Source organism: Bacillus sp. FSL R9-9530, assembly GCF_038008145.1.
Classification (GTDB): Bacteria; Bacillota; Bacilli; order Bacillales; family Bacillaceae_G; genus Bacillus_A; species Bacillus_A mycoides.
Window position 1 is genome coordinate 3594448 of sequence record NZ_JBBOYO010000001.1, and the last position, 22457, is coordinate 3616904.

The 22457-nt window shown below is 36.5% G+C and carries 21 protein-coding genes and 1 riboswitch; of the genes, 7 read left to right on the plus strand and 14 right to left on the minus strand.

The features are described from left to right. Positions 1 to 481 precede the first annotated feature (481 nt). Both MKX66_RS17985 and MKX66_RS17990 read left to right on the plus strand, forming a co-directional pair. The gene (locus MKX66_RS17985; protein WP_215590604.1) at positions 482 to 1558 is read left to right on the plus strand and encodes a polysaccharide deacetylase family protein; all 1077 of its coding nucleotides are present in this window, start codon (positions 482 to 484) and stop codon (positions 1556 to 1558) included. Positions 1559 to 1674: 116 nt separating this feature from the next. Continuing rightward, positions 1675 to 2904: an aminopeptidase gene (locus MKX66_RS17990; protein WP_193652534.1), complete on the plus strand. Its 1230-nt coding sequence runs from the start codon at positions 1675 to 1677 to the stop codon at positions 2902 to 2904. A gap of 40 nt (positions 2905 to 2944) precedes the next feature. On the opposite strand, the gene MKX66_RS17995 is transcribed toward MKX66_RS17990, so the two are convergent. The 10 genes from MKX66_RS17995 to MKX66_RS18040 all read right to left on the minus strand — a co-directional run bounded on the left by MKX66_RS17995 (position 2945) and on the right by MKX66_RS18040 (position 13941). Further along, the gene (locus MKX66_RS17995; RefSeq protein ID WP_002029495.1) at positions 2945 to 3268 is read right to left on the minus strand and encodes a DMT family transporter; all 324 of its coding nucleotides are present in this window, start codon (positions 3266 to 3268) and stop codon (positions 2945 to 2947) included. 47 nt (positions 3269 to 3315) lie between these two features. After that, complete coding sequence (gene gabD / locus MKX66_RS18000) at positions 3316 to 4767, minus strand: NADP-dependent succinate-semialdehyde dehydrogenase (protein ID WP_002191777.1); 1452 nt, start codon at positions 4765 to 4767, stop codon at positions 3316 to 3318. Then, positions 4760 to 6127: a sigma-54 interaction domain-containing protein gene (locus tag MKX66_RS18005; RefSeq protein ID WP_002029493.1), complete on the minus strand. Its 1368-nt coding sequence runs from the start codon at positions 6125 to 6127 to the stop codon at positions 4760 to 4762. The genes gabD and MKX66_RS18005 overlap by 8 nt, the downstream gene beginning before the upstream one ends. A gap of 306 nt (positions 6128 to 6433) precedes the next feature. Then, positions 6434 to 7798, minus strand: a complete 1365-nt coding sequence (gabT, locus tag MKX66_RS18010) for a 4-aminobutyrate--2-oxoglutarate transaminase (RefSeq protein WP_002140204.1) — start codon at positions 7796 to 7798, stop codon at positions 6434 to 6436. Positions 7799 to 7952: 154 nt separating this feature from the next. Beyond that, a complete protein-coding gene (locus MKX66_RS18015; protein ID WP_215590603.1) occupies positions 7953 to 8699 on the minus strand; it encodes an HAD family hydrolase in 747 nt (248 codons plus the stop codon). Between the two features lie 194 nt (positions 8700 to 8893). Beyond that, positions 8894 to 9799 carry a diacylglycerol kinase gene (locus tag MKX66_RS18020; RefSeq protein ID WP_002010051.1) on the minus strand — a complete coding sequence of 302 codons (906 nt, stop codon included), beginning with the start codon at positions 9797 to 9799 and terminating at the stop codon, positions 8894 to 8896. 559 nt (positions 9800 to 10358) lie between these two features. Continuing rightward, positions 10359 to 11786: an Asp-tRNA(Asn)/Glu-tRNA(Gln) amidotransferase subunit GatB gene (gene gatB / locus MKX66_RS18025; protein ID WP_002010050.1), complete on the minus strand. Its 1428-nt coding sequence runs from the start codon at positions 11784 to 11786 to the stop codon at positions 10359 to 10361. Positions 11787 to 11800: 14 nt separating this feature from the next. Beyond that, on the minus strand, positions 11801 to 13258 hold the full coding sequence (gene gatA, locus MKX66_RS18030) for an Asp-tRNA(Asn)/Glu-tRNA(Gln) amidotransferase subunit GatA (protein ID WP_002010048.1): 1458 nt from the start codon (positions 13256 to 13258) through the stop codon (positions 11801 to 11803). 14 nt (positions 13259 to 13272) lie between these two features. Continuing rightward, complete coding sequence (gene gatC / locus MKX66_RS18035; protein WP_000086999.1) at positions 13273 to 13563, minus strand: Asp-tRNA(Asn)/Glu-tRNA(Gln) amidotransferase subunit GatC; 291 nt, start codon at positions 13561 to 13563, stop codon at positions 13273 to 13275. 141 nt (positions 13564 to 13704) lie between these two features. Then, the gene (locus MKX66_RS18040) at positions 13705 to 13941 is read right to left on the minus strand and encodes a YiaA/YiaB family inner membrane protein (protein ID WP_002029490.1); all 237 of its coding nucleotides are present in this window, start codon (positions 13939 to 13941) and stop codon (positions 13705 to 13707) included. Positions 13942 to 14171: 230 nt separating this feature from the next. On the opposite strand from MKX66_RS18040, the gene MKX66_RS18045 reads away from it, so the two are divergent. The 4 genes from MKX66_RS18045 to MKX66_RS18060 all read left to right on the plus strand — a co-directional run bounded on the left by MKX66_RS18045 (position 14172) and on the right by MKX66_RS18060 (position 16794). Continuing rightward, complete coding sequence (locus MKX66_RS18045; protein ID WP_012260234.1) at positions 14172 to 14654, plus strand: MarR family winged helix-turn-helix transcriptional regulator; 483 nt, start codon at positions 14172 to 14174, stop codon at positions 14652 to 14654. Positions 14655 to 14882: 228 nt separating this feature from the next. Next, complete coding sequence (locus MKX66_RS18050; protein WP_215590601.1) at positions 14883 to 16064, plus strand: ArsA family ATPase; 1182 nt, start codon at positions 14883 to 14885, stop codon at positions 16062 to 16064. Beyond that, complete coding sequence (locus tag MKX66_RS18055) at positions 16057 to 16248, plus strand: DUF3926 domain-containing protein (protein WP_002091335.1); 192 nt, start codon at positions 16057 to 16059, stop codon at positions 16246 to 16248. The genes MKX66_RS18050 and MKX66_RS18055 overlap by 8 nt, the downstream gene beginning before the upstream one ends. A 63-nt stretch (positions 16249 to 16311) precedes the next feature. Then, positions 16312 to 16794 carry an HXXEE domain-containing protein gene (locus tag MKX66_RS18060; RefSeq protein ID WP_326996980.1) on the plus strand — a complete coding sequence of 161 codons (483 nt, stop codon included), beginning with the start codon at positions 16312 to 16314 and terminating at the stop codon, positions 16792 to 16794. Between the two features lie 167 nt (positions 16795 to 16961). Here the strand turns inward: MKX66_RS18060 and MKX66_RS18065 are convergent, their stop codons facing one another. Genes MKX66_RS18065 through MKX66_RS18075 form a run of 3 tightly spaced genes read right to left on the minus strand, consistent with a single transcriptional unit; the run spans position 16962 to position 19512 of the window. Further along, on the minus strand, positions 16962 to 17816 hold the full coding sequence (locus MKX66_RS18065; RefSeq protein ID WP_002029488.1) for a MetQ/NlpA family ABC transporter substrate-binding protein: 855 nt from the start codon (positions 17814 to 17816) through the stop codon (positions 16962 to 16964). A 21-nt stretch (positions 17817 to 17837) separates the two neighbouring features. Then, on the minus strand, positions 17838 to 18503 hold the full coding sequence (locus MKX66_RS18070; RefSeq protein ID WP_002091343.1) for a methionine ABC transporter permease: 666 nt from the start codon (positions 18501 to 18503) through the stop codon (positions 17838 to 17840). Continuing rightward, positions 18493 to 19512 carry a methionine ABC transporter ATP-binding protein gene (locus MKX66_RS18075; RefSeq protein WP_002010037.1) on the minus strand — a complete coding sequence of 340 codons (1020 nt, stop codon included), beginning with the start codon at positions 19510 to 19512 and terminating at the stop codon, positions 18493 to 18495. The genes MKX66_RS18070 and MKX66_RS18075 overlap by 11 nt, the downstream gene beginning before the upstream one ends. Positions 19513 to 19637: 125 nt before the next feature. After that, positions 19638 to 19742, minus strand: a riboswitch (SAM riboswitch). 241 nt (positions 19743 to 19983) lie between these two features. Here MKX66_RS18075 and MKX66_RS18080 point away from each other — a divergent pair. Further along, entirely contained in the window at positions 19984 to 20529 is a 546-nt protein-coding gene (locus MKX66_RS18080) for a cysteine hydrolase family protein (RefSeq protein ID WP_088293299.1), read from the plus strand. 331 nt (positions 20530 to 20860) lie between these two features. On the opposite strand, the gene pruA is transcribed toward MKX66_RS18080, so the two are convergent. Beyond that, positions 20861 to 22408: an L-glutamate gamma-semialdehyde dehydrogenase gene (gene pruA, locus MKX66_RS18085; protein ID WP_002124887.1), complete on the minus strand. Its 1548-nt coding sequence runs from the start codon at positions 22406 to 22408 to the stop codon at positions 20861 to 20863. Positions 22409 to 22457 lie beyond the last annotated feature (49 nt).

The window sequence follows — 22457 nt, forward strand, 5'->3', positions numbered from 1 at the left end:
TTCTTACTTACATTTATAGCGGTTCTTATTATAGTCCAAGATCCTGATATTTTAATAGAAACTACTCTACATATGCAAAATTGCATATTAATAAACCTTTCTCTTACTTTAAAATTAACTTAAATCATTTACCAAAATATACAAATTACAAATGAAAAATGTTATAATTTGCAAAAAATATATTGGAGGATATTATGAAAGCCCACGCCCTTTTCGACTTCTTACACTTACTAGTTTTAAGCATGAAAAGCTATTATGTATGGGGAATGCCAATCTATGTATTCATTATCCCTCTTATTTTTGTAGTAGGTTATATCATTATCAAATCAAATAAGAAACGCAAGAATACCTCTATTCAAAGTCACTAACCTACCATTCACCTAAAAATGATATGATGAACAAGGGTATATCCCCACCTCTCTTATAGCGGTGGGGATTTTAATGTAAGCATGCAACATAATACACAATAGAAGGTGATTTTATGAGAAAATACGCAGCGATTGCTTTATGTACATCTGCCATTCTAGCAGGATGTAATACTAGCAATGTAGAGCCTAAAAAAGAAAAAAAGGTTCAAGAGGTTAAGAAACAAGAAGAGATGGTGCGGGAACAAGGTAAAATTTCTTATAATCCAATTACGCACGAATCTACAAACGCAAATATTCATATTACAGACATAAAAGATTCTTTAACCGAAGTACAATATAAAATTTGGCGCACTGCTGATGGAAAGGAAAGTGCTAAATCTTTTTCTTCTAAAGAGAAAGATCAACAATTTACACTTCCCTTTGATATAAAAGAATTTGAAGGAAAACGCGGTGAATACCAAATTGAAGCAACAGGAACAACAGAGGGTGGAAAAGCTATTCCACTTACGAAATCTACTATTACTTTCGAGCAAAAAGTTCCCGTTCTTATGTACCACGCAATTGATGATTATCATGGACAAGGTATTAAAGATTTATTCGTATCGCCTGCTAACTTTGAAGCACAAATGAAGTATTTAAAAGAAAATGGTTATACTTTGTTAACGTTTGAACGCTGGGGCGATATAAATAAAGTAAACAAGCCGATTTTCGTTACATTTGATGACGGTATGAAAAATAATATGAATGCATTTCATGTTTTACAAAAACTAAAAGACGATACATTTAAACCAGCGGCAACAGAATATATGATTGTTGATAACGTTGATGTAGAAGGAGCTCTTTCTACATCTGAAATAAAAGAAATGGTTGATTCAGGTATTTTTTCTGTACAATCTCACACAGCAACACACGCAGACTTGCCGAAAATTACAAACTATGATGAAGAGTTAAAAGGATCAAAAGAAAAGCTAGAGAAAATAACAGGTAAGCCTGTTATCGCAATTGCTTATCCTTTCGGTCATGTAGATGATAAAGTTGTCGCAGAAACAAAGAAACACTATCAATTTGCAACGACAACAAAGCCTGGACAGTTCATTACGAAAGGTGAACCGGATGAATTGTTAAAGATGAAACGCGTTCGTATACACCATACAACTACAGTTGAACAGTTTGCCTCTTCAATTAAGTAACTATGAGAGCTCAATACATTTTGAGCTCTCTTTTTACTTTATATTTATATATATTTTTAGAATTTTCTTGTATTATATATAGTAAGAAATCTTTCAAAATAAAGGAGATTATACATATGTCATTTGAACAAACGTTAGAGAAATATGCTGCCCTTGCAGTCAATGTTGGTGTTAATATTCAACCCGGACAAACTTTATCAATCAGTGCACCTCTTGAGGCTGTACAGTTTGTACGCCTAGTTACAGAAAAAGCATATAAATCTGGTGCAAAACACGTATATGTTGATTGGAATGATGAGACGTTAACACGCTTAAAGTTCGATCTAGCTCCTGAAGAAGCTTTCTCTGAATTCCCTTCTTGGAAAGCAAATGCTCGTGAAGAATTAGCAAAAGAAGGCGCTGCATTTATGTCCATCTATGCAGAGAATCCTGATCTATTAAAAGGTGTAGAACCAAAGAAAATTGCAACAGCTCATAAAGTAGCTGGAGAAGCGATGAAAGTATACCGTGATTATGTACAAGCAGATAAAGTAAGCTGGTGCGTAATTTCTGTTCCTACGAAAGAATGGGCTGCAAAAGTATTCCCTGACGTAGCGCCAGAAGAACAGGAAACAAAACTATGGGATGCTATCTTCAAAGCTACTCGTGCTGATTTAGAAAATCCTGTGGAAGCATGGAAAGAACATGATGAAACACTACATACAAAAGTAGATTACTTAAACGAAAAACATTATAAAGCTCTTCACTATACAGGCCCTGGAACAGACTTAACAATCGAACTTCCAGAGAAGCATGTATGGGCTGGTGCTGGTAGCTTAAATGAAAAGAACGTACCATTTATGGCTAACATTCCAACTGAAGAGGTATTTACAATGCCTCTTAAAACAGGTGTGAACGGCCAAGTATCTAGCACAAAACCGTTAGCATTTGCAGGTAATATTATCGATAACTTTACATTAACATTCGAAAACGGACGTATCGTAGACTATAAAGCTGAATCTGGTGAAGAGGCTTTAAAACATTTAGTAGAAACAGATGAAGGTTCTCACTTCTTAGGCGAAGTAGCTTTAGTACCTCATGATTCACCAATTTCAAACACAAATATTTTATTCTACAATACGCTATTTGATGAAAATGCATCTTGCCACCTTGCAATCGGAAATGCTTATGCATTTAACTTAGTTGGCGGAAAAACAATGTCTAAAGAAGAACTTGCTGAAAATGGCGCAAACGCTAGTATTACACACGAAGACTTCATGATTGGATCAGCTGAGCTTGATATCGACGGCATTACAGCTGATGGAAGACATGAGCCGATCTTCCGTAAAGGTAACTGGGCGTTTTAATAAAAATAAAAGGCTATCTTCCACGCCGGAAGATAGCCTTTTATGATGCCGATGACACTTTCAGTCCAATTACTCCTAAAACAATAAAGAGAATACAAAATGCTTGGAATAAATTAATATGCTCTTTAAAAAAGTACACACTAATGATTGTAATAAGTAGCGTTCCCACACCAGACCAAATTGCATAAGCAATGCTTAAATTAATCTTTTTAACAACGATAGCAAACACGCTGAAACAAATTCCATAGAATACGAAAATAAGTACACTTGGAACAAGCTTTGTTAAACCGTTCGATAACTTCATCGCAATCGTTCCAGCTACTTCAAAAATAATTGTTACGAGTAATAATAGCCAATATACCATACTAGAATCTCCTTCTCTGTTACCTTATAGAGATTCTAGTATACTACTTATAGTCCTAACGAAATATATTTAATTTCTAAATATTCCTCGATACCGAAATGGCCTCCTTCACGGCCGATACCACTTTCTTTAAAGCCTCCAAATGGTGCTTGTGCAACTGATGGAAGGCCATCGTTTAAGCCGATAATTCCGTACTCTAACGCTTCACTAATTTGGAATGCTTGGCTAATATCTTTTGTGAAAATATAAGCAGCCAAGCCATATGGTGTATTATTTGCTCGTTCGATTACTTCTTCAACTGTTTTAAATTTCGCAACTGGTGCAACCGGTCCAAATGTTTCTTCATTCATACAAAGCATCTTGTCATTTGCCAATCCAATTACTGTTGGCTGAATGAAATAACCATCTAACTCTGCAAATTTATGGCCACCGTATAAAACTTCTCCGCCCTTTTGAATTGCATCTTCAATATGTTCTTGTACTTTCGAAACTGCATTCGCATCAATAAGTGGACCTACAGTTGTTCCTTCGCCGAATCCATCTCCGACTTTCAGCTGCTCTACAGCTGTTGTGAACTTCCCTGCAAATTCTTCATACACTTCTTCTTGAACAAAGATGCGGTTTGTACATATACACGTTTGTCCTGCGTTACGGAATTTCGAACCAATTACCGCTTCTACCGCCTTATCTAAATCAGCATCATTCATAACAATAAATGGAGCGTGACCACCTAATTCAAGCGAAACCTTTTTCATCGTTTGCGCAGCGCTAGCCATTAATTCTTTTCCAATTTCAGTTGATCCTGTAAAGGAAACTTTTCGAACGCGCTCATCTTCCATCCACGTATCAGCAATTGCTTTTGCACTACCTGTTACAATATTTATTACACCTTTTGGAATATCTGCTTCATGTGCTAATTCAACTAACTTCAATGCAGTTAATGGCGTTTGACTCGCTGGTTTCACAACTGCCGTACAGCCTGCTGCAAGTGCTGGAGCTACCTTTCTCGTAATCATAGCAGCCGGGAAATTCCAAGGCGTAATAGCTGCCATAACCCCAACTGGTTGCTTCATAACTAAAATACGCTTATTCGGATGAGAAGCAGGAATCATTTCACCGTATATTCTCTTTCCTTCTTCTGCGTACCATTCAACAAAACTATTTGCATAATTCACTTCACCAAGTGCTTCTGCAAACGGTTTCCCTTGCTCTCTCGTCATGATTGCTGCAATTTCTTCTTTATTTTCATCAATGAGCGTGAACCATTTTTTTAACTTTACTGCGCGATCCGCTGCCGTTAATTTTGACCATAATTTAAAAGCCTCATGTGCAGCATCAACTGCTTGCTTTGCCTCTGTAATCCCGCCCTTTGGTACAGTTGCAAATACTTCCTTTGTCGCTGGATTATTCACTTCGATTTGTTCTTGCAGTGTAATCCACTCACCATTTATATACATCGCTTTTTTCTCTAAGTTTACGAACGTCGCTTTTTTATCCAATGTTTTCTTCCTCCTCTATGAACTTCTTAATCTTCCTAGTGGCAGCAGATTGACTTATTTGTAAAAACTCAGCCACTTTATAACTTGATCCATACGTTTTATACGCTTTAAGAATAATATTTCTCTCTACCTCTTCCAGCATTCTATAAAGACTTTGTCCGGATTGTTCAACTGTGGCCTCTTGCATAGATAGTGGCAAATCTTCTACCGTTACAAAATCATCAGCAGTGATAACAATTCGTTCAATTACATTTTCAATCTCTCTATTATTTCCTTCCCAAGGGTACCCTACAAACATTTGTAACGTACTAGGTGCTAACTTCACATCACGTCCGTACTTTTTATTAAAATGCTGTAAATAATGATAGATGAGCGGCAAAATGTCTTCTGTTCTCTCCCGAAGTGGCGGAATTGAAATTGGAATGACATTCAGACGATAGTATAAATCTTTCCGGAATGTTCCTTGTTTCACCATCGTACTTAAATCTCTATTTGTTGCCGCTACAATTCTAACGTCCACCTTTTTTAATTCTCTTCCGCCTATAGGACGAAACGTTTTTTCTTGCAATACTTGCAAAAGCTTCGCTTGAATTTCAAGCGGCATTTCACCAATTTCATCTAAGAAAAGAGTTCCTTTATGCGCTGATTCTAATAGCCCCTTTTTCCCTTCACGATTTGCACCTGTAAAAGACCCACCTGAATATCCAAAAAGCTCAGATTCGATTAAATTCGTCGGCAATGCCGCACAATTAATTTCATAGAAACTTTCATTCTTCCGGTGACTCACTTCATGCAAATGGCGTACTAATCGGCTTTTCCCCACTCCAGTCTCACCTAATACGAGAACAGTACTATCTACTACTGATACTTTTTTTATTGTTTCGATTATTTTTTGCATAGCGATACTTTTAAAAATAAGTCCTTCGTGTTCATATGTTTCTCTTAATTCTTTTTTATATGTTTTTAACTGATTATCCATTTCCTCTACCTTTTGACGTAATTGATAGAGTTCTGTAAGATCACGAGAATAACTAATCACTCTTCTTAAATTTCCCTCATCATCAAAAACAGGCCTTGTACGGACATGCAAATACTCTCCTGATTTCGTTGTTTGAACAAGTTCCACTGGCCTTTTCTTTTCAATTACTTCTAACGTTGCAGACGGATAAAAAATCCCTTCTTTTTGTAGTTCTTTTACATGCTTTCCTACTAATTCCTTAGCAGAGAGCTGGTAATGTCTTTCACACATGCTATTTACACGTACAACGATTCCTTTATCATCCGTAACAAAAATTTCGTCAAATGCATATTCAAATACATCTTGTAAATCCATCAACACTCGTTCCTTTTCTGCAACCATCCTAGCCACCCCTTACTTTAAATCCATCGATTCACTTCACTATCTTTATTATAAAGTGAATTTTCTGCATTTTATATAGAGTAAGCTAGATTGTTTTCAATTTGTTATTTATACAAATCTATTTATATTTTTCAACACATAATTCGCTGCCTTGAAAAATACAGAATGCCATCGCAACCACACCCTCACTTTGTTTTAGCTTGGCATGGGGCAGGAAAAGGGGCTGACCGATTCTATGCATGGCCAGATGCTCTCTTTCGCCTAAAAAGAAAAGCTTTATGCCCTTTTTTAAGTTATCCCAATTCTTTATACACGAGCGATATTTGCTTGCTCATAACAAGCTTGCAATGATTCTTCAATTATTGTTAAACCTTCCTCAAGTTGCTCATCTGTAATCACTAATGGCATTAAAACACGAATAACATTTCCATATGTTCCTGCTGATAGTAGAAGTAATCCATGCTTATTTGCTTCTGCACATAAATTAGACGCTAATGTTTTATCAGGCACTTTCGTCTTGCGATCTTGAACTAGCTCGAATGCACACATTGCCCCTAAGCCGCGCACATCACCGATGCAATTATATTTGTTTTTCATCTCTTGGAATCGGTTCATTACGACTTTCCCTACTTCTATCGCTCTATCATTTAATTTCTCTTTTTCTATTACATCAAGCACAGCTAATGCAGCCGCACATCCTAGTGGGCTTCCTGCATATGTTCCGCCCAGTTCTCCCGGTGCAGACTCATTCATAATTTCTTTACGTCCAATCACGCCACTTATCGGTACACCAGCACCTAATGATTTAGATACAGTAATTAAGTCTGGAACGACATCATAATGATCAATTGCAAAGTACTTTCCGGTACGACTAAAGCCTGTTTGAATTTCATCAGCTACAAATAAAATACCGTGCTCTGAACAAATGCTGCGTACTTCTTGAACGAATTTCTTACTTGGAACGATAAATCCGCCTTCCCCTTGAACAGGTTCCATTACAACTGCTGCAATTGTTTCTGGTGCTACTTCTGATATGAAGAAGTTCTTAAACTCTTCAATGATAAAGTCATCATACTGCTCTTCTGTTAAACCTTCTGGGCGACGGTATTCATATGGGAATGGCGCTTTATATACTTCTGGAGCAAATGGGCCAAATCCAAATTTATATGGTTTTACTTTACTTGTCATCGTCATTGTCATTAATGTACGCCCATGAAATCCTTTAGAAAATGCGATAATTCCAGGTCTCTTCGTATATTTACGAGCAATCTTCACTGCATTTTCAACCGCTTCTGCCCCACTATTTAAAAACAGCACTTGTTTATCGAAATTACCTGGTGCTACTGCGGCAAGCTTTTCCGCTAATTCAATATATGGCTCATACATCATCACATTAAATCCAGTATGAATATATTGATCTACTTGTTTATGAAGCGCTTCTTTAACGGCTGGATGACAGTGTCCCACATTAATTGTCCCAATTGCTCCTGCGAAATCAATGTACTGATTTCCATCCACATCTGTTACGAGTGCACCATTTGCAGACTGTACAAATGTTGGAATACCATTACTTACTCCTTTTGGTACTATATTTTGGCGGCGTTCTAATAAAGACGCTGCTTTCGGTCCTGGAATTTGTTCATTTACTTTAGCAAATTTTTTTGTGTTCACTGTGTACCCCATCCTTTTCTATACAATGTTTTCTCTTTATATTGCAAGATGTATGCCAACTTCCTCTTTCTAGTATTCATCCCATTCTCTTACTATCTCGGCATAAAAAATAAGTCTATAAAGACTCATATAGAGTCCTTATAGACTTATTCATTTATACATTAGACTTTCCTTGTTCCCAAATAAACTCACCTGAATGAGAAATTAAATCTTCAACAGATTGTAATACTAAATCTGCAAGTGGTTCTAGCGTTTGACGATCACCCGTACCAGATAGTACGCCAATCGCATAACAGTCGCCACCATTTTTCGCTAAATGTAAATCCGTCGGTGTATCCCCGATGACTGCTACTTCACATGTCTCTAAATTAAATCTCTCACAAAACGATTCTACAATTTTTTTATCTGGCTTCTGTGCTGGAAATGTATCTGAAGCTATAACACAATCAAAAAAAGCTTCCAATTGATATTGCTTTAAAAATAATTCTGTCGGCGCGAAATCATCAGCTGTAACGACACCTAGAATAAACCCTCTATCCTTTAACGCTTGTAAAACTTTCGGTAAATCTGCCGTCATTCTCATATGTGAACGATGCTCGTACATAAGAGCAAACAACTTTTCACTCACCCATTGATGCATCTCTTCTTCTCTAGATGATGCAATATACTTACAAATCCCCTTGGCCACATCAAGACTCGTTCCAGCAGCGAGCGCACTACGCGGATGAACAAATGCTCCATCTACGCCAATCTCTTTTAATAAAGTCTGCTGCATTGATTCTGGTAATTGATATAAATTTATACATTCTGCAACAAGCTCTTCAGCTACTTTTATCCAAATTGAATGAAAATCCATTAATGTCCCATCTTTATCAAATAGTATTGCTTTTACCTTCTCCATAGCACCCTACCTCTCATTTCTTATCTCTTCCAGTGTATCAATAAAATATGGATATAAAATAAACGGATTGTAAAAATACCATAAAAATCAAACTAACTTACAATTTACAATTCATCTGCACATAGAGAAACTTTAATCAGTGGGGGAATCTTATTGCTCGCAAATAGTGAGGTGAAAGCAAAAAAAAGATGCCTTTACAGGGCATCCTCTTGATGTTCAGGAACAAATAGTTCCAGACAATGATATATATTTTCAAATTCCATTGGTGCATCTCCGCCATATTCACCATCTAAGTTGATCATTAATTTATCAGGTGAATGCACTTTAATACGATTCGCTTGTGTATATAGTACTTTCGGATTGTTAATATGTTCCCCACGCTGCGCTTGTGTTGCTGCTTTAATTAAATCAGCGATAGAACCTTTTTTCAGTACTAATAAATCAAATAATCCATCGTTAATAGATGCATATGGTGCTACTTTTTCGAATCCACCAACTGAACGAGTATTCGTAATTAAAAACATCGTAATTTCTTCTTGTAGCAACTTCCCATCATACTCAATTTCAACATATGTTGGATGTAATGATGGTAACATTTCGATTCCTTTTAAATAGTAAGCAAGTTGGCCTAATACCGTTTTTAGCTTGCTTGGTACTTCATATGTTAATTCTGTAATACGGCCGCCACCAGCGATATTAATGAAATATGTATCATTTGCTCTACCAAGATCTAACGGTACCGTTGTTCCTTCACAAATAATATCCGCAGCCTCTTCAATAACACGAGGTACACCGATCGCACGCGCAAAATCATTTGTCGTTCCAACTGGAATAATTCCAAACTTTGGACGATGCTCATGTCCTACTAAACCGTTCACTACTTCATTTAACGTACCATCACCACCAGCTGCGATAACAACATCAAACTTACGATCCGCAGCTTGCCTCGCTGCCACAGTCGCATCTCCAGGACCAGTTGTCGCATGACAAGACGCTTCATATCCAGCTTGTTCTAATTTTTGTAATACTTCTGGTAAGCTCTTCTTAAATAGCTCGCGCCCAGAAGTAGGATTATAAATAATTCTTGCTCGCTTCATCATTTATTAGCACAGGAAATTCCTTATTCATTGAAAAACGAATACACCGAACCCTTATTCAGTATCCCTATGCTTACCTCCTCTCATCTTCCTATCCTTCTTTAATTCCGCTCAAACAGGCAGTAAGAACCCGATTCGTGTAGCCCATCAAAAGTAACTATTCACTCCTGATAGTTTTGCTTTATTTAACCAAGAAATTTATCCCGCTATTTGCAGGCAGTAAAACTCCCACTGATTAAAGTTTCACTTTATGTCTATCCATTCTCTCACATCAATTTACATATAATGAATAATAATTATCTATTATTTCATGAGATGAAAAAACTCTCTATGTCTAGATTTATCATTATTCCCACCTTTTTGCAACTATCATACCATAGTTGCTATACAAACATTTTTTCACTTTTGACAGTTAATCAAACGTTTGTTTAAATTATTTTTCACCATTTAAACAAACGTTTGATTAACTCAGAAAAAACACCCAAATACGGGTGTTTTTTCTGTTTAATCTTTAAGAATCTATACTATTTTAGCGTTCAAAAATAAGAATTCTTCTCTTTTTTTAGCGCTTATTAATCTCTTCAAGTAAGATTTTATTAACAAGCGGTGGATTTGCTTGTCCTTTTGTAGCTTTCATAATTTGACCAACTAAGAAGCCAATTGCACGGTCTTTACCGTTTTTAAAGTCTTCAATAGATTGCTCATTATTATCAAGAATTTCTGTTACAACCTTACGAAGTGTTCCTTCGTCAGAAATTTGAACCAGACCTTTCGCTTTAACGATTTCTTCTGGGTCTCCACCTTTTTCAATTAATTCATTAAATACTTTCTTCGCGATTTTAGAAGAAATTGTACCTTTTTCAATTAATTGAACCATTTTAGCTAAGCCAGCTGGCGTTAATGCAACGTCTTTTAATTCTTTTTGTTGTTTGTTTAAGTATGCAAGTACTTCACCCATTAACCAGTTTGATGTTAATTTCGCATCAGCACCGTCTGCAACTGTTGCTTCAAAGAAATCAGACATCTCTTTCGTTAATGTCAATACATGCGCATCATAAGCTGGTAAGCCAACTTCTTCAACATAGCGAGCTTTACGTGCATCTGGAAGTTCTGGAATAGAAGCACGAATTTCTTCTTTCCACTCATCGTCGATGTAAAGTTCAACTAAGTCTGGCTCTGGGAAGTAACGGTAATCGTCAGATCCTTCTTTTATACGCATTAAGATTGTTTTCTTCGTTGCTTCATCATAACGACGTGTTTCTTGTTGGATGATACCACCAGATAATAATTCTTTTTCTTGGCGCACTTGCTCATGCTCAAGACCTTTTTGCACGTAAGTGAAAGAGTTTAAGTTTTTCAGTTCTGCTTTTGTACCGAACTTCTCTTGTCCAACTGGACGAAGTGAAATATTCGCATCACAACGAAGAGAACCTTCTTCCATCTTACAATCAGATACACCTGTATATTGAATGATTGATTTTAACTTCTCTAAGTACGCATATGCTTCTTCTGGAGTACGCATATCTGGCTCAGATACGATCTCGATTAAAGGCATACCTTGACGGTTGTAGTCTACTAATGAACCGTCAGCTGCATGCGTTGATTTACCAGCATCTTCTTCTAAATGAAGACGTGTAATACCGATACGTTTCTTTTTACCGTCTACTTCGATTTCAATCCAACCATTTTCACCAATTGGCTTATCAAATTGAGAGATTTGGTAAGCTTTCGGATTATCTGGGTAGAAATAGTTTTTACGGTCGAACTTCGTTTCCGTTGCGATTTCACAGTTTAATGCCATTGCGGCTTTCATTGCAAAGTTAACTGCTTCCTTATTTAAAGTAGGAAGTACCCCTGGGTATCCTAAGTCAATTACACTTGTTTGTGTATTTGGCTCCGCTCCGAATTCTGTTGGACTCGCAGAGAAAATTTTCGAATTTGTTTTTAACTCAACGTGAACCTCTAAACCAATAATTGTTTCTAAATTCATCTATGCTCGCCTCCTTACAGACTTGCTTTTTTTGTATGATAGTCTGTTGCTTGCTCAAACGCATGTGCAACGCGGTAAATCGTCGTTTCATCGAAGTGTTTACCAATGATTTGTAGACCAAGTGGCATGTTGTTAGCACCGAATCCACATGGAACAGAAATCGCTGGAACACCCGCTAAGTTTACTGGAATTGTTAAAATGTCATTTGCATACATTGTCATTGGATCGTCCACTTTTTCGCCCACTTTAAATGCTGGAGTTGGCGTTGTTGGTCCAATAATAACATCGTAGTTAGCAAATACATTTTCAAAGTCATTTTTAATTAATGTACGTACTTGTTGTGCTTTTTTGTAATATGCATCATAGTAACCAGAGCTAAGAGCAAATGTACCAAGCATAATACGACGTTTTACTTCATCACCGAAACCTTCGCTACGTGTGTTTTTGTAAAGATCTAATAAGTTATTTACATTATCAGAACGAACACCGTAACGTACGCCATCAAAGCGTGAAAGGTTCGCAGATGCTTCAGAAGAAGATAATAAGTAATACGTTGCTAGAGCGTATTTAGAGTGCGGAAGAGATACTTCCTCCCAAGTTGCGCCCATACCTTCTAATACTTTTAAAGCAGCTAGTACTGACTCACGAGCTTCTTCGCCAACACCTTCGCCTAAGTATTCTTTCGGTACAGCAATACGTAAACCTTTAACATCACCTGTTAAACCAGCTAAGTAGTTTCCTACTTCAACGTTTGCAGAAGTTGCATCCATACGGTCAATACCTGAAATAGCTTGTAATAAGTATGCATTGTCTTCTACTGTACGTGTAATCGGTCCGATTTGGTCAAGTGAAGATGCGAATGCTACTAATCCGTAACGAGATACGCGTCCGTAAGTTGGTTTTAAACCTACAACGCCACAATATGCAGCTGGCTGACGGATAGAACCACCCGTATCAGAACCTAGAGAGAATAATACTTCTCCTGCTGCTACTGCTGCTGCAGAACCACCACTAGATCCGCCTGGAACGTAATCTAAGTTCCATGGATTTTTTGTAGCGTAGAAGCCTGAGTTTTCATTTGAAGAACCCATTGCGAACTCGTCCATATTTAATTTACCGATTGTAACTGTGTCAGCAGCTTTTAGCTTTTGTACAACTGTCGCATCGTAAATTGGATCGAAGTTTGCTAATATTTTGCTCGCACAAGTTGTACGAAGACCGTTAGTTACAATGTTATCTTTTACACCAATTGGCATACCGAATAATAAACCATTATCCTCAGCACCAATCTTTGCATCTAATTCTTTCGCTTTCGCGCGTGCATTTTCTTCATCTAATGTAAGAAAAGCTTTTACGTTATCTTCAACATCCGAAATACGTTTGTAAGATTCTTCTACTAAATCCGTAACGGAAATTTCTTTGTTGTTTAACTTCTTATGTAACTCTGATACAGAATGATCAAATAATGACATCGAAATTCCCTCCTCTATTCTAATACTGCTGGAACACGGATTTGATTATCTTTGTGATCCGGTGCATTTTTTAATACTTCTTCTACTGGTAAACCTTTTTCTGGCACATCTTCACGCATAACATTTTTCATAGTTAATACATGAGTTGTTGGTTTTACATCAGTTGTATCTAATTCATTTAACTGTTCTGCAAATGTAACAATTGCATCTAGTTGTTTTTGAAATTTTTCTGCTTCTTGATCAGTAATTGCAAGACGTGCTAAATGTGCTACGTGCTTTACATTCTCAACGGAAATTCTTGACACGGCTAGGCCACCTCCATAATATATCGTTCAATCTACAATACTATTGATGATACCAAATTTCCAGTACTTCAAGCAAGTCAACACACGGCACTTACGGTATTTTTACATAAAAAAAGAAAGGCAAATGCCTTTCTTTACAATTTACTCTTTATCTAACGATTTATTTTTCGGAAATCTCTCGTTATCTTCTTCATTATCACGAATTGTTTTTTGTAATACAAAACAAGACATCGTTAAAAATAATGTTCCAATTAAATAGTATCCTTTTACACTAAGCGTTTCATCTAGCGTATAAATCCCAATTAGCATTCCTGAAAGCGCACAAACAAATGAAGTCCATGCTAAAAACGTGAACGCTTGCGTATTTCGTCTTCTCATCGTTCTCCCCCTCGTTAGCTGTACACCTATTATAGATAAATATATTTATCACAATGGGTTTTTATGTAAAATCATTTTTCTATTTATTAATCTATCACAAAAAATTTCTATTTTGAAGATAATTTTCTTTCAAATCTGAAAAAACAGTTAAAAACATTGACATTTATTTCAATTCCACATAAAATAAAAACAAATATTACGAACCTCGAAATATACGGGAGTGGAAATAATTGTTACAATATGAACATTTTTTAGACTTACTGCTAGATAACGCCAAGAAACTTTTCTATCCAGAAGAATGGGTAAGCCTTGATTTAACACTTTCCAAGACAGAAGTATTTTGTTTACTTTGGATGGAGCGAAATACGGATATTACAATGACAAAAATTGCTGATCTTCTTGATATACCGATGAGTACAACAACGGGCGTTGTAAATCGCCTTGTAAAAAAGGGATATATTGAACGCTACCGGAATGAAAGCGATCGACGCATTGTATTAATTCGTTTAACAGAAAACGGCATAATGCTCGTTCAAGAAGTAAAACAAAATGCGGCCCATTACTTTAGCCTAGTGACAGATGCATTGTCAGAAGAAGAAAAAGCATTCTTACTACAAATATTCCAAAAGATCATGAATCACATTGCTACGTCACAGCAAAAAACAGAAGAAAAGATTTCTACACCTAAAATGAAAAACATTCCGATTGAATAAAGTGAAACTTTAATCAGTGGGGGTTTTTCTCATCCCTCACTGATTATTAGTTGAACCAATCGGGCATTTACGGACAGTTGACCTCCCACCTAATTTGTTTGCTCCAGTCGAATTTTTGGGCGGGAGTCTTACTGCCCGTTAATGCGGGATAAGACCCTAGTTGGGTTTTTATTCAATTAAATATTTCGACACTCGTAATATTCGACATTCGAAACAAAGGGGATATTAATGATGAGAATTATTCTGTATACAGGTAAAGGCGGCGTAGGAAAAACTAGCATTTCAGCAGCAACAGCAATCCAAAGTGCAAAACAAGGATTAAAAACATTAGTAATGAGTACAGATCCTGCTCATAGTTTAGGGGATTCATTTGGCATAAAACTATCTTCTGAGCCACTAGAAATTCGTGAAAACTTGTGGGCACAAGAAATTAACACTATTTATGAAATGGAAAAAGGCTGGGGGAAATTGCAGAAATACATTACACTACTCTTCACTTCAAAAGCAGCTGATGATATTACAACAGAAGAATTAACGATGTTCCCTGGTATGGAAGATTTAATTAGCTTACTTCGAGTACTCGATTACTATAAACACAACACTTACGACGTCATCATTATTGATTGCGCACCGACTGGAGAAACTTTAGCAATGCTTAGCTTTCCAGACATGCTCGGCTGGTGGATGGAAAAACTCTTTCCTATTAAAAGGAAGATTTTAAAAGTTGTTCGTCCTGTAGCTCAACCACTTCTTGGTGTCCCCCTTCCAACTGATGATATTATGGACGAATTAACGAATACGCTTGAACAGCTCGGAGAAATGAGAGATATTTTATCAAACCGAGAGGTAACAAGTATCCGCATCGTTGTAAATCCTGAAAAAATGGTCATTAAAGAAGCTCAGCGCAGCTTTACGTATTTAAACTTATACGATTATAACGTTGATGCCATTATGATTAACCGCGTCATCCCTAACACTGTTACCGACCCTTACTTTCAGGCATGGAAAGATACACAAAAGAAATATAAGGCGTTAATTAAAGATAGTTTTCAGCCACTTCCTATTTACGAAGCTCCCATGTTTGAACAAGAAGTTGTTGGTTTACCTATGTTAGAGCGTGTAGGAAATGCTTTATTTAAATCAGACCCTTCTCCTACTGAAGTGAAATTTAATGGCCGCACACAATATGTAAAAAAAGATGGCGATGAGTATATTTTCGTTCTGTCCATTCCCTTCTCAAACAAAAGTGAACTTTCATTAAATCAAAAAGGTGATGAACTTATTATTCGAGCCGGCTCTATGAAGCGAAATATCACCTTACCAAAAACATTAACACACCTTTCTATTCAAGGAGCTAAGTTTGAAGATGATGTACTAAACATTCGGTTTGGAGGTGTAGTACATGCATGATGAATTACTAAGAAAGGTAATTCGTACAAAAATAAAAATCGGTATGCGTATATTAGAAGAGCTACCGAATCCGATTCAGCAATCAGCTAAGCACGCACTAAATATTTTGCAAGAGGAGCTCTCCTCCTATGCTGAAGAACAACCGCAACCTGAGAGTAATTTAAAAAGCATCATAATTGAATAACTATACCCTTGTAGAAAGCCTTTTCTTATAGGCTTTCTATCCCTTTATTGGAGCTGATATAAGTTGATAAAAACATCTTCAACAAGACATTTCACCACTAATACAATCTGGCTAATCCCCCTTCTATTCTTTTTTCATAACCTTGAAGAAGCTTTCCAAATGCCACAATATATCGCTAATCGATTTTCGATCCATTTTATAACTAACAAACAATTTTTCATTGCAATTTCCATATTAACAACCTTCGTCTTACTCATAGTCATTCTATATCAATTAAGCATCATATCTTCTATTTATTTGATCATTTTTATACAGGGCTGTATCTTCTTTAACGCCGTTCAGCATATTATCTTGTATTTCATTTATCGTTCTTATAATCCAGGAGTAATCTCGGCATCTATCATTATCCTATTTTCTCTTTTCTTATTTTCATCAAAGACACTATTAATCCCTAAAAAAAAATTAGCAAGTACACTCATTTTTAGTTTAATCTCTTACCCAATCATAATTTGGATTTCCTTATTATTAGCCAGCTACTTTAATTAAAAAAAGACCAGGAAAACTCCTGGTCCATCACTCTACTTAACAAACATTGGATTCTATGTTATACAAAATTAGAAGGTACAGAATTAGGGTTTTGTTTGTTAAGTAGATTATATGTTGAACGAGCTAACAGCGGAGGGGTTCCTACTGTTAGTCGTTAAACTCAATAATTATTTTACGATTTTTTCAAGCTCATCAAGTGAAAGATCTACTGAAATTGAACCATCATTTGTTTCTTTCTTAATTGCATCTGTTACTTCTTTTGAATGGTATAACTCAATTACTTTTTTCAGTGTTGGATCATTTTTATCTTTCGTACGAGCTGCGAAAATATTAATATAGGCCTTTGCATTTTCATTATTTGGATCTTCTAAGAAAATTGGATCCTTCGCTGGGTCTAATCCAGCTTGACCAGCAACACCGTTATTAATAACTGAAGCCGCTACATCTTTTAACACACGAGGTGTTTGCTGTGCGATAACCGGTGTAACTTTTAGCTTCTTCGGATTTTCAGCGATACCGCTTGGATCCCCAAATAGACCAAAATCTTTCTTAAGCTTTAATAATCCAGCTGCATCAAGAAGTTTTAATGCACGTGCTTGGTTCGTTGGATCATTCGGAATAGCAATTTCCGAACCATCTGGGATTTCATTTGCTTTCTTATATTTTTCAGAGTATAAGCCCATCGGTGCAATTTGCGTTGTACCAACAGCTGTAATATCTAACTTATGCTCCTTTTTAAATTGCTCTAAGAAAGCAATGTGCTGGAATGAGTTTAGTTCAATATCTCCATCAGCTAACGCTTTGTTGGGTGTTGTGTAATCAGAGAACTCAACCAGTTTAATTTTAATCCCTTCTTTTTCAGCTTTTTTCTTTAAAATTTCCCAAACGTCTCCATCTGTTCCAGTTACACCTACGCGAACTACTTTCTCTTTCGCTCCTGCACCTGTGTCTCCACCTGAGCAGCCGCTTAATGCTGTAATTCCTACGATCGCTGATAATGCAAATGCTAAAATTTTCTTCATTTTCTTTTCCCCTCTTCCTTTTTATGATCTGCGTAAAAAGACTTTCGCAAAGTAGTTCCCTAAATTTTGAGCCACCTGTACAAGAATAATAAGTAAAACGACCGTTACAAACATAACTGACGTATCAAAGCGTTGATAACCATATGTCATTGCTAAGTCACCAAGACCCCCACCACCGACAAGTCCTGCGACTGCAGAAAATTCAATTAAACCGACCGTCATAAACGTGACACCTAGGATCAATGGTGCTAAAGCTTCTGGTACGAGGATTTCAAAAACAATTCTAAGTGGTGAAGCGCCCATTGCTTGTGCTGCTTCAATTACTCCTTTCGGAACAGAAACAAGATTGGTTTCAACCATTCTAGCAATACCAATTGATGCAACTAACGTCATTGGGAAGATTGCTGCAGCCGTTCCAATCGTCGTTCCAATAACACTTCTTGTTAGTGGGCTTAAAGCTACTAAAAAGATAATGAATGGAACCGGACGAATTGTATTAATTATGATATTAAGAATAGAAAAGACCCATTTATTTTCTAAAAAATTTCCTTTTCTCGTCACATACAATAGTAAACCTAGAGGTATACCGAGAATTGTAGCGAATATAAGGGTTACAATTACCATTAAGAGGGTATCCCCCGTCGCATCTAATATGCGAGGCCAAAATATACTCCAATCAACTCGCATGAGCTTCTACCTCCTTCAGCTGCACTTGCAGTCTTAGATGTTGTAATGCTTTTTGAATTTCTTTCTGTTCACCTTGTAGTTCTACAAGAAGATTTCCAAATAGCACATTTTGGAGTTCAATAATATTTCCATAAAGAACATTTACATCGACGTTATAGTTTTTCGCAATATATGATAGTACAGGCTGCCCTGTCTCTTCCCCAGTAAAAGTCAGGCGATAAATCTGACCTCCGTTTTGAATTTTCGCTAGAACACTTTCTGGTAAGTGATCATTAATAACAGAGCGTACAAAATTTTGAGTTGTCTTTGTTTTTGGTTGTGTGAAAACGTCAAACAGTTTTCCTTCTTCAATTACTTTTCCTTTTTCCATAACGGCTACACGGTGACAAATTTCTTTCACAACGTGCATTTCATGTGTAATAAGTAGAATCGTTAAATTGTACTCTCTATTTACTTTCTTTAATAAATTTAAGATTTCTGTTGTTGTTTCCGGATCTAAAGCTGATGTTGCCTCATCACATATGAGAATATCGGGTGATGTCGCAAGTGCTCTTGCAATCCCAACACGCTGCTTTTGCCCACCTGATAACTGTTCTGGATAATAGTTCGCTTTATCTTCTAAACCAACAAATTTTAGTAGTTCATTCACTCTTTCTTTTATCTCATTCTTCGGCAATTTCGCTAACCTTAATGGATAAGCAATGTTCCCAAACACCGTTCTTGAATTAAATAGATTGAAACTTTGGAAAATCATCCCAATTCTTTGTCTTAGTGTCCGTAATTCTTTCGCCGATAATGATGTAATATCTTTATCATCTATTGAAATTGTTCCTGCAGTTGGTCTTTCTAACATATTTACTAAACGTAATAGCGTACTCTTTCCAGCACCACTAAATCCGATAATGCCAAAAATTTCGCCCTTTTCAACTGACAGCGTTACATCCTCAACCGCATGAACAGATTGCCCACCTGATTCATATACTTTACTTACATTGTTAAAAGAAATCATTTTCTTCCCTCCTATATGCTGTAAAACTTGAAGTAGAGCTTTCGAGGTAAAATAAAAAGTGCTCTCCTTCTTATCAGTAATAAAAGATAAGAAGGAGAGCACTTTTATATGTACTCATTCACATCTTCTCATCTTCCAAGCCTTTATAGGCTTGCTGGAGTTAGCACGGTATTAAAAAACCCGTTGCTGAGGTATCGTAGGGCCAGTCCCTCCACCTCTCTGGATAAGAGTGTATCGATTTAATTGTCGTTTAATTAAGCCTTATTATAGAACTCAGAATAATGAGAGTCAATACATTTTTCGGAAAAATATTAATTATTTCTCTATTTTAATTTTAAAATAAGAAGTAACAATACAATAGTGATTTTTAAAGTTATGTAAAATCCTTCTCACTCATACTTTTAAAAAGGAGAATCTTCTCTACTCATTGAATAACATTATTTGAATATGAAATCGGAGGAAGATAGATATATGAAAACAGCTCTTTTGCTCGTCGACATTCAAAATGATTATTTTCCAAGCGGAATGATGGAATTACGTAATCCAGTAGAAGCAAGTGAATATGCTAGTCAGCTACTACAACATTTTAGAATAAGAAACGAACCTATTTTTCATATCCAACATGTAGCTATAAAAGATAGCGCTACTTTTTTTCTACCCAATACAGAAGGTGTCCATATTCACGAAAATGTCCGTCCACTTAGAGAGGAAGCCGTTATCCTTAAACATTATCCAAATAGCTTCCGAGAAACTGATCTTCTAGAACAATTACAACGTTCAGGAATTGAGCACGTCGTAATATGCGGGATGATGACCCATATGTGTATTGATGCTACAGTAAGAGCTGCTTTTGATTTTGGCCTTCACTGTACCGTAATACACGATGCTTGTGCTACAAAAGATCTTTCATTTAAGAATGCTACTATACCAGCTGTTTATATTCATAATACAATTTTGGCGAGTTTAAATGGAGTATACGCAAATATAATGAGTACAGAAGAGTTTTTAGCGACCTAAAAAAAACACTCCTTTCAGTTAGCAAAGCCGAAAGGAGTGTTCTCTTGTCTAACCATAGATTTTCTTTCAAATTGTATTATACAGGAAATCCTCAAAATGAATACTAAAAAATATGACTAATAAGTCAATTTTTCTCGCTGTTTTGTTTCTATTTTCATGTTTATCCCGATATTAATAGGTTTTAACTAATTCAAAAGAACAAATAGTAATATTTGGCAACCTTTTCTTGATTGAAATTAAATAGCTTCTATAAAATCGATTACTTCTGCTATAGGGAGTTTCTCAAAAAGAAAAGATCTTCACAGTCTGTGAAGATCTTTTCTACTATTTCTTATAAAGTTTCAGAAGTAGTTTTTGCTTGCATGTGAAGTGCTAAGTAGTCAGGGCCACCAGCTTTAGAGTCTGTACCAGACATGTTAAAGCCACCGAATGGTTGGTAACCTACGATTGCACCAGTACATCCACGGTTGAAGTATAAGTTACCAACGTGGAAGTCTTCACGTGCTTTTTCAATATGGTCACGGTTGTTAGTAACAACTGCTCCTGTTAAACCGTATTCTGTATTGTTTGCAATTGCAAGTGCATGATCAAAGTCTTTTGCTTTACAGAATGCTACTACTGGTCCGAAGATTTCTTCTTTCATTAAGCGAGCATCTTCTGCAACGTCAGCAACGATTGTTGGTTGGATGAACCAGCCTTTAGAATCGTCTCCTTCGCCACCTGATACGATTTTACCTTCTTCTTTACCAATTGCAACATAGCTCATTACTTTATCGAATGCAGCTTGGTCATTAACAGGTCCCATGTTGATATCTTTTGCATCTGGGTTACCTACTGTTAATTCTTTTGTTAATTCAACAGCACGATTTAATACATGATCGTATACATCTTCATGGATTACTGCACGAGAACATGCAGAACATTTTTGTCCTGAGAATCCGAATGCTGATGCAACGATAGATTTAGCTGCTAATTCAAGATCTGCCTCTTTATCAACAACGATTGTATCTTTACCGCCCATTTCAGCGATAACACGTTTTAACCAAATTTGTCCTGGGTTTACTTTTGCTGCACGTTCGTAAATACGAATACCTACATCGCGAGATCCAGTGAAGCTAACGAAACGTGTACGAGGGTGATCTACTAAATAGTCACCAACTTCAGAACCATTACCTGGAACGAAGTTTACTACGCCAGCTGGTAAACCAGCTTCTTCTAATACTTCCATAAATTTCGCTGCTACTACAGGAGTTGTACTAGCTGGTTTTAGTAATACTGTGTTACCAGAAACTACAGCAGCTGTTGTCATACCTGCCATAATTGCGAATGGGAAATTCCAAGGAGAAATGATAACACCTACTCCTAATGGAATGTAAGAGAAACGATTATATTCAATTGGACGGCTTTCTACTGGAATACCGTCTTTTAATTTCAACATTTGACGAGCATAATATTCCATAAAATCGATTGCTTCTGCTGTATCAGCATCTGCCTCATTCCATGGTTTACCTGCTTCTTTTACAAGAATAGCAGAGAACTCATGTTTTCTACGACGAACGATTGCTGCAGCACGGAATAAAATATCTGCACGCATTTCTGGTTTTGACTTTCTCCAAGTTTGGAATGTTGCATCCGCTACTTGCATTGCTTTTTCAGCTAATTCACGGCTTGCTTTTGAAACACGACCAACAAGTTCCTCTTTATTTGCAGGGTTTACAGAAACAATTTTGTCTTCTGTAGTGATTTTTTCTCCCCCGATAATTAATGGATAGTCTTGTCCAAGATAAGATTCTACTTTCTTTAAACCCTCTTCAAACGCTAATTTGTTAGCCTCTACTGAAAAATCTGTAAATGGCTCATGTTTGTATGCTACTACCATCTTTTTAGCCTCCCCTTAGAAAAACGTTTACATTTTACAACATTATTCT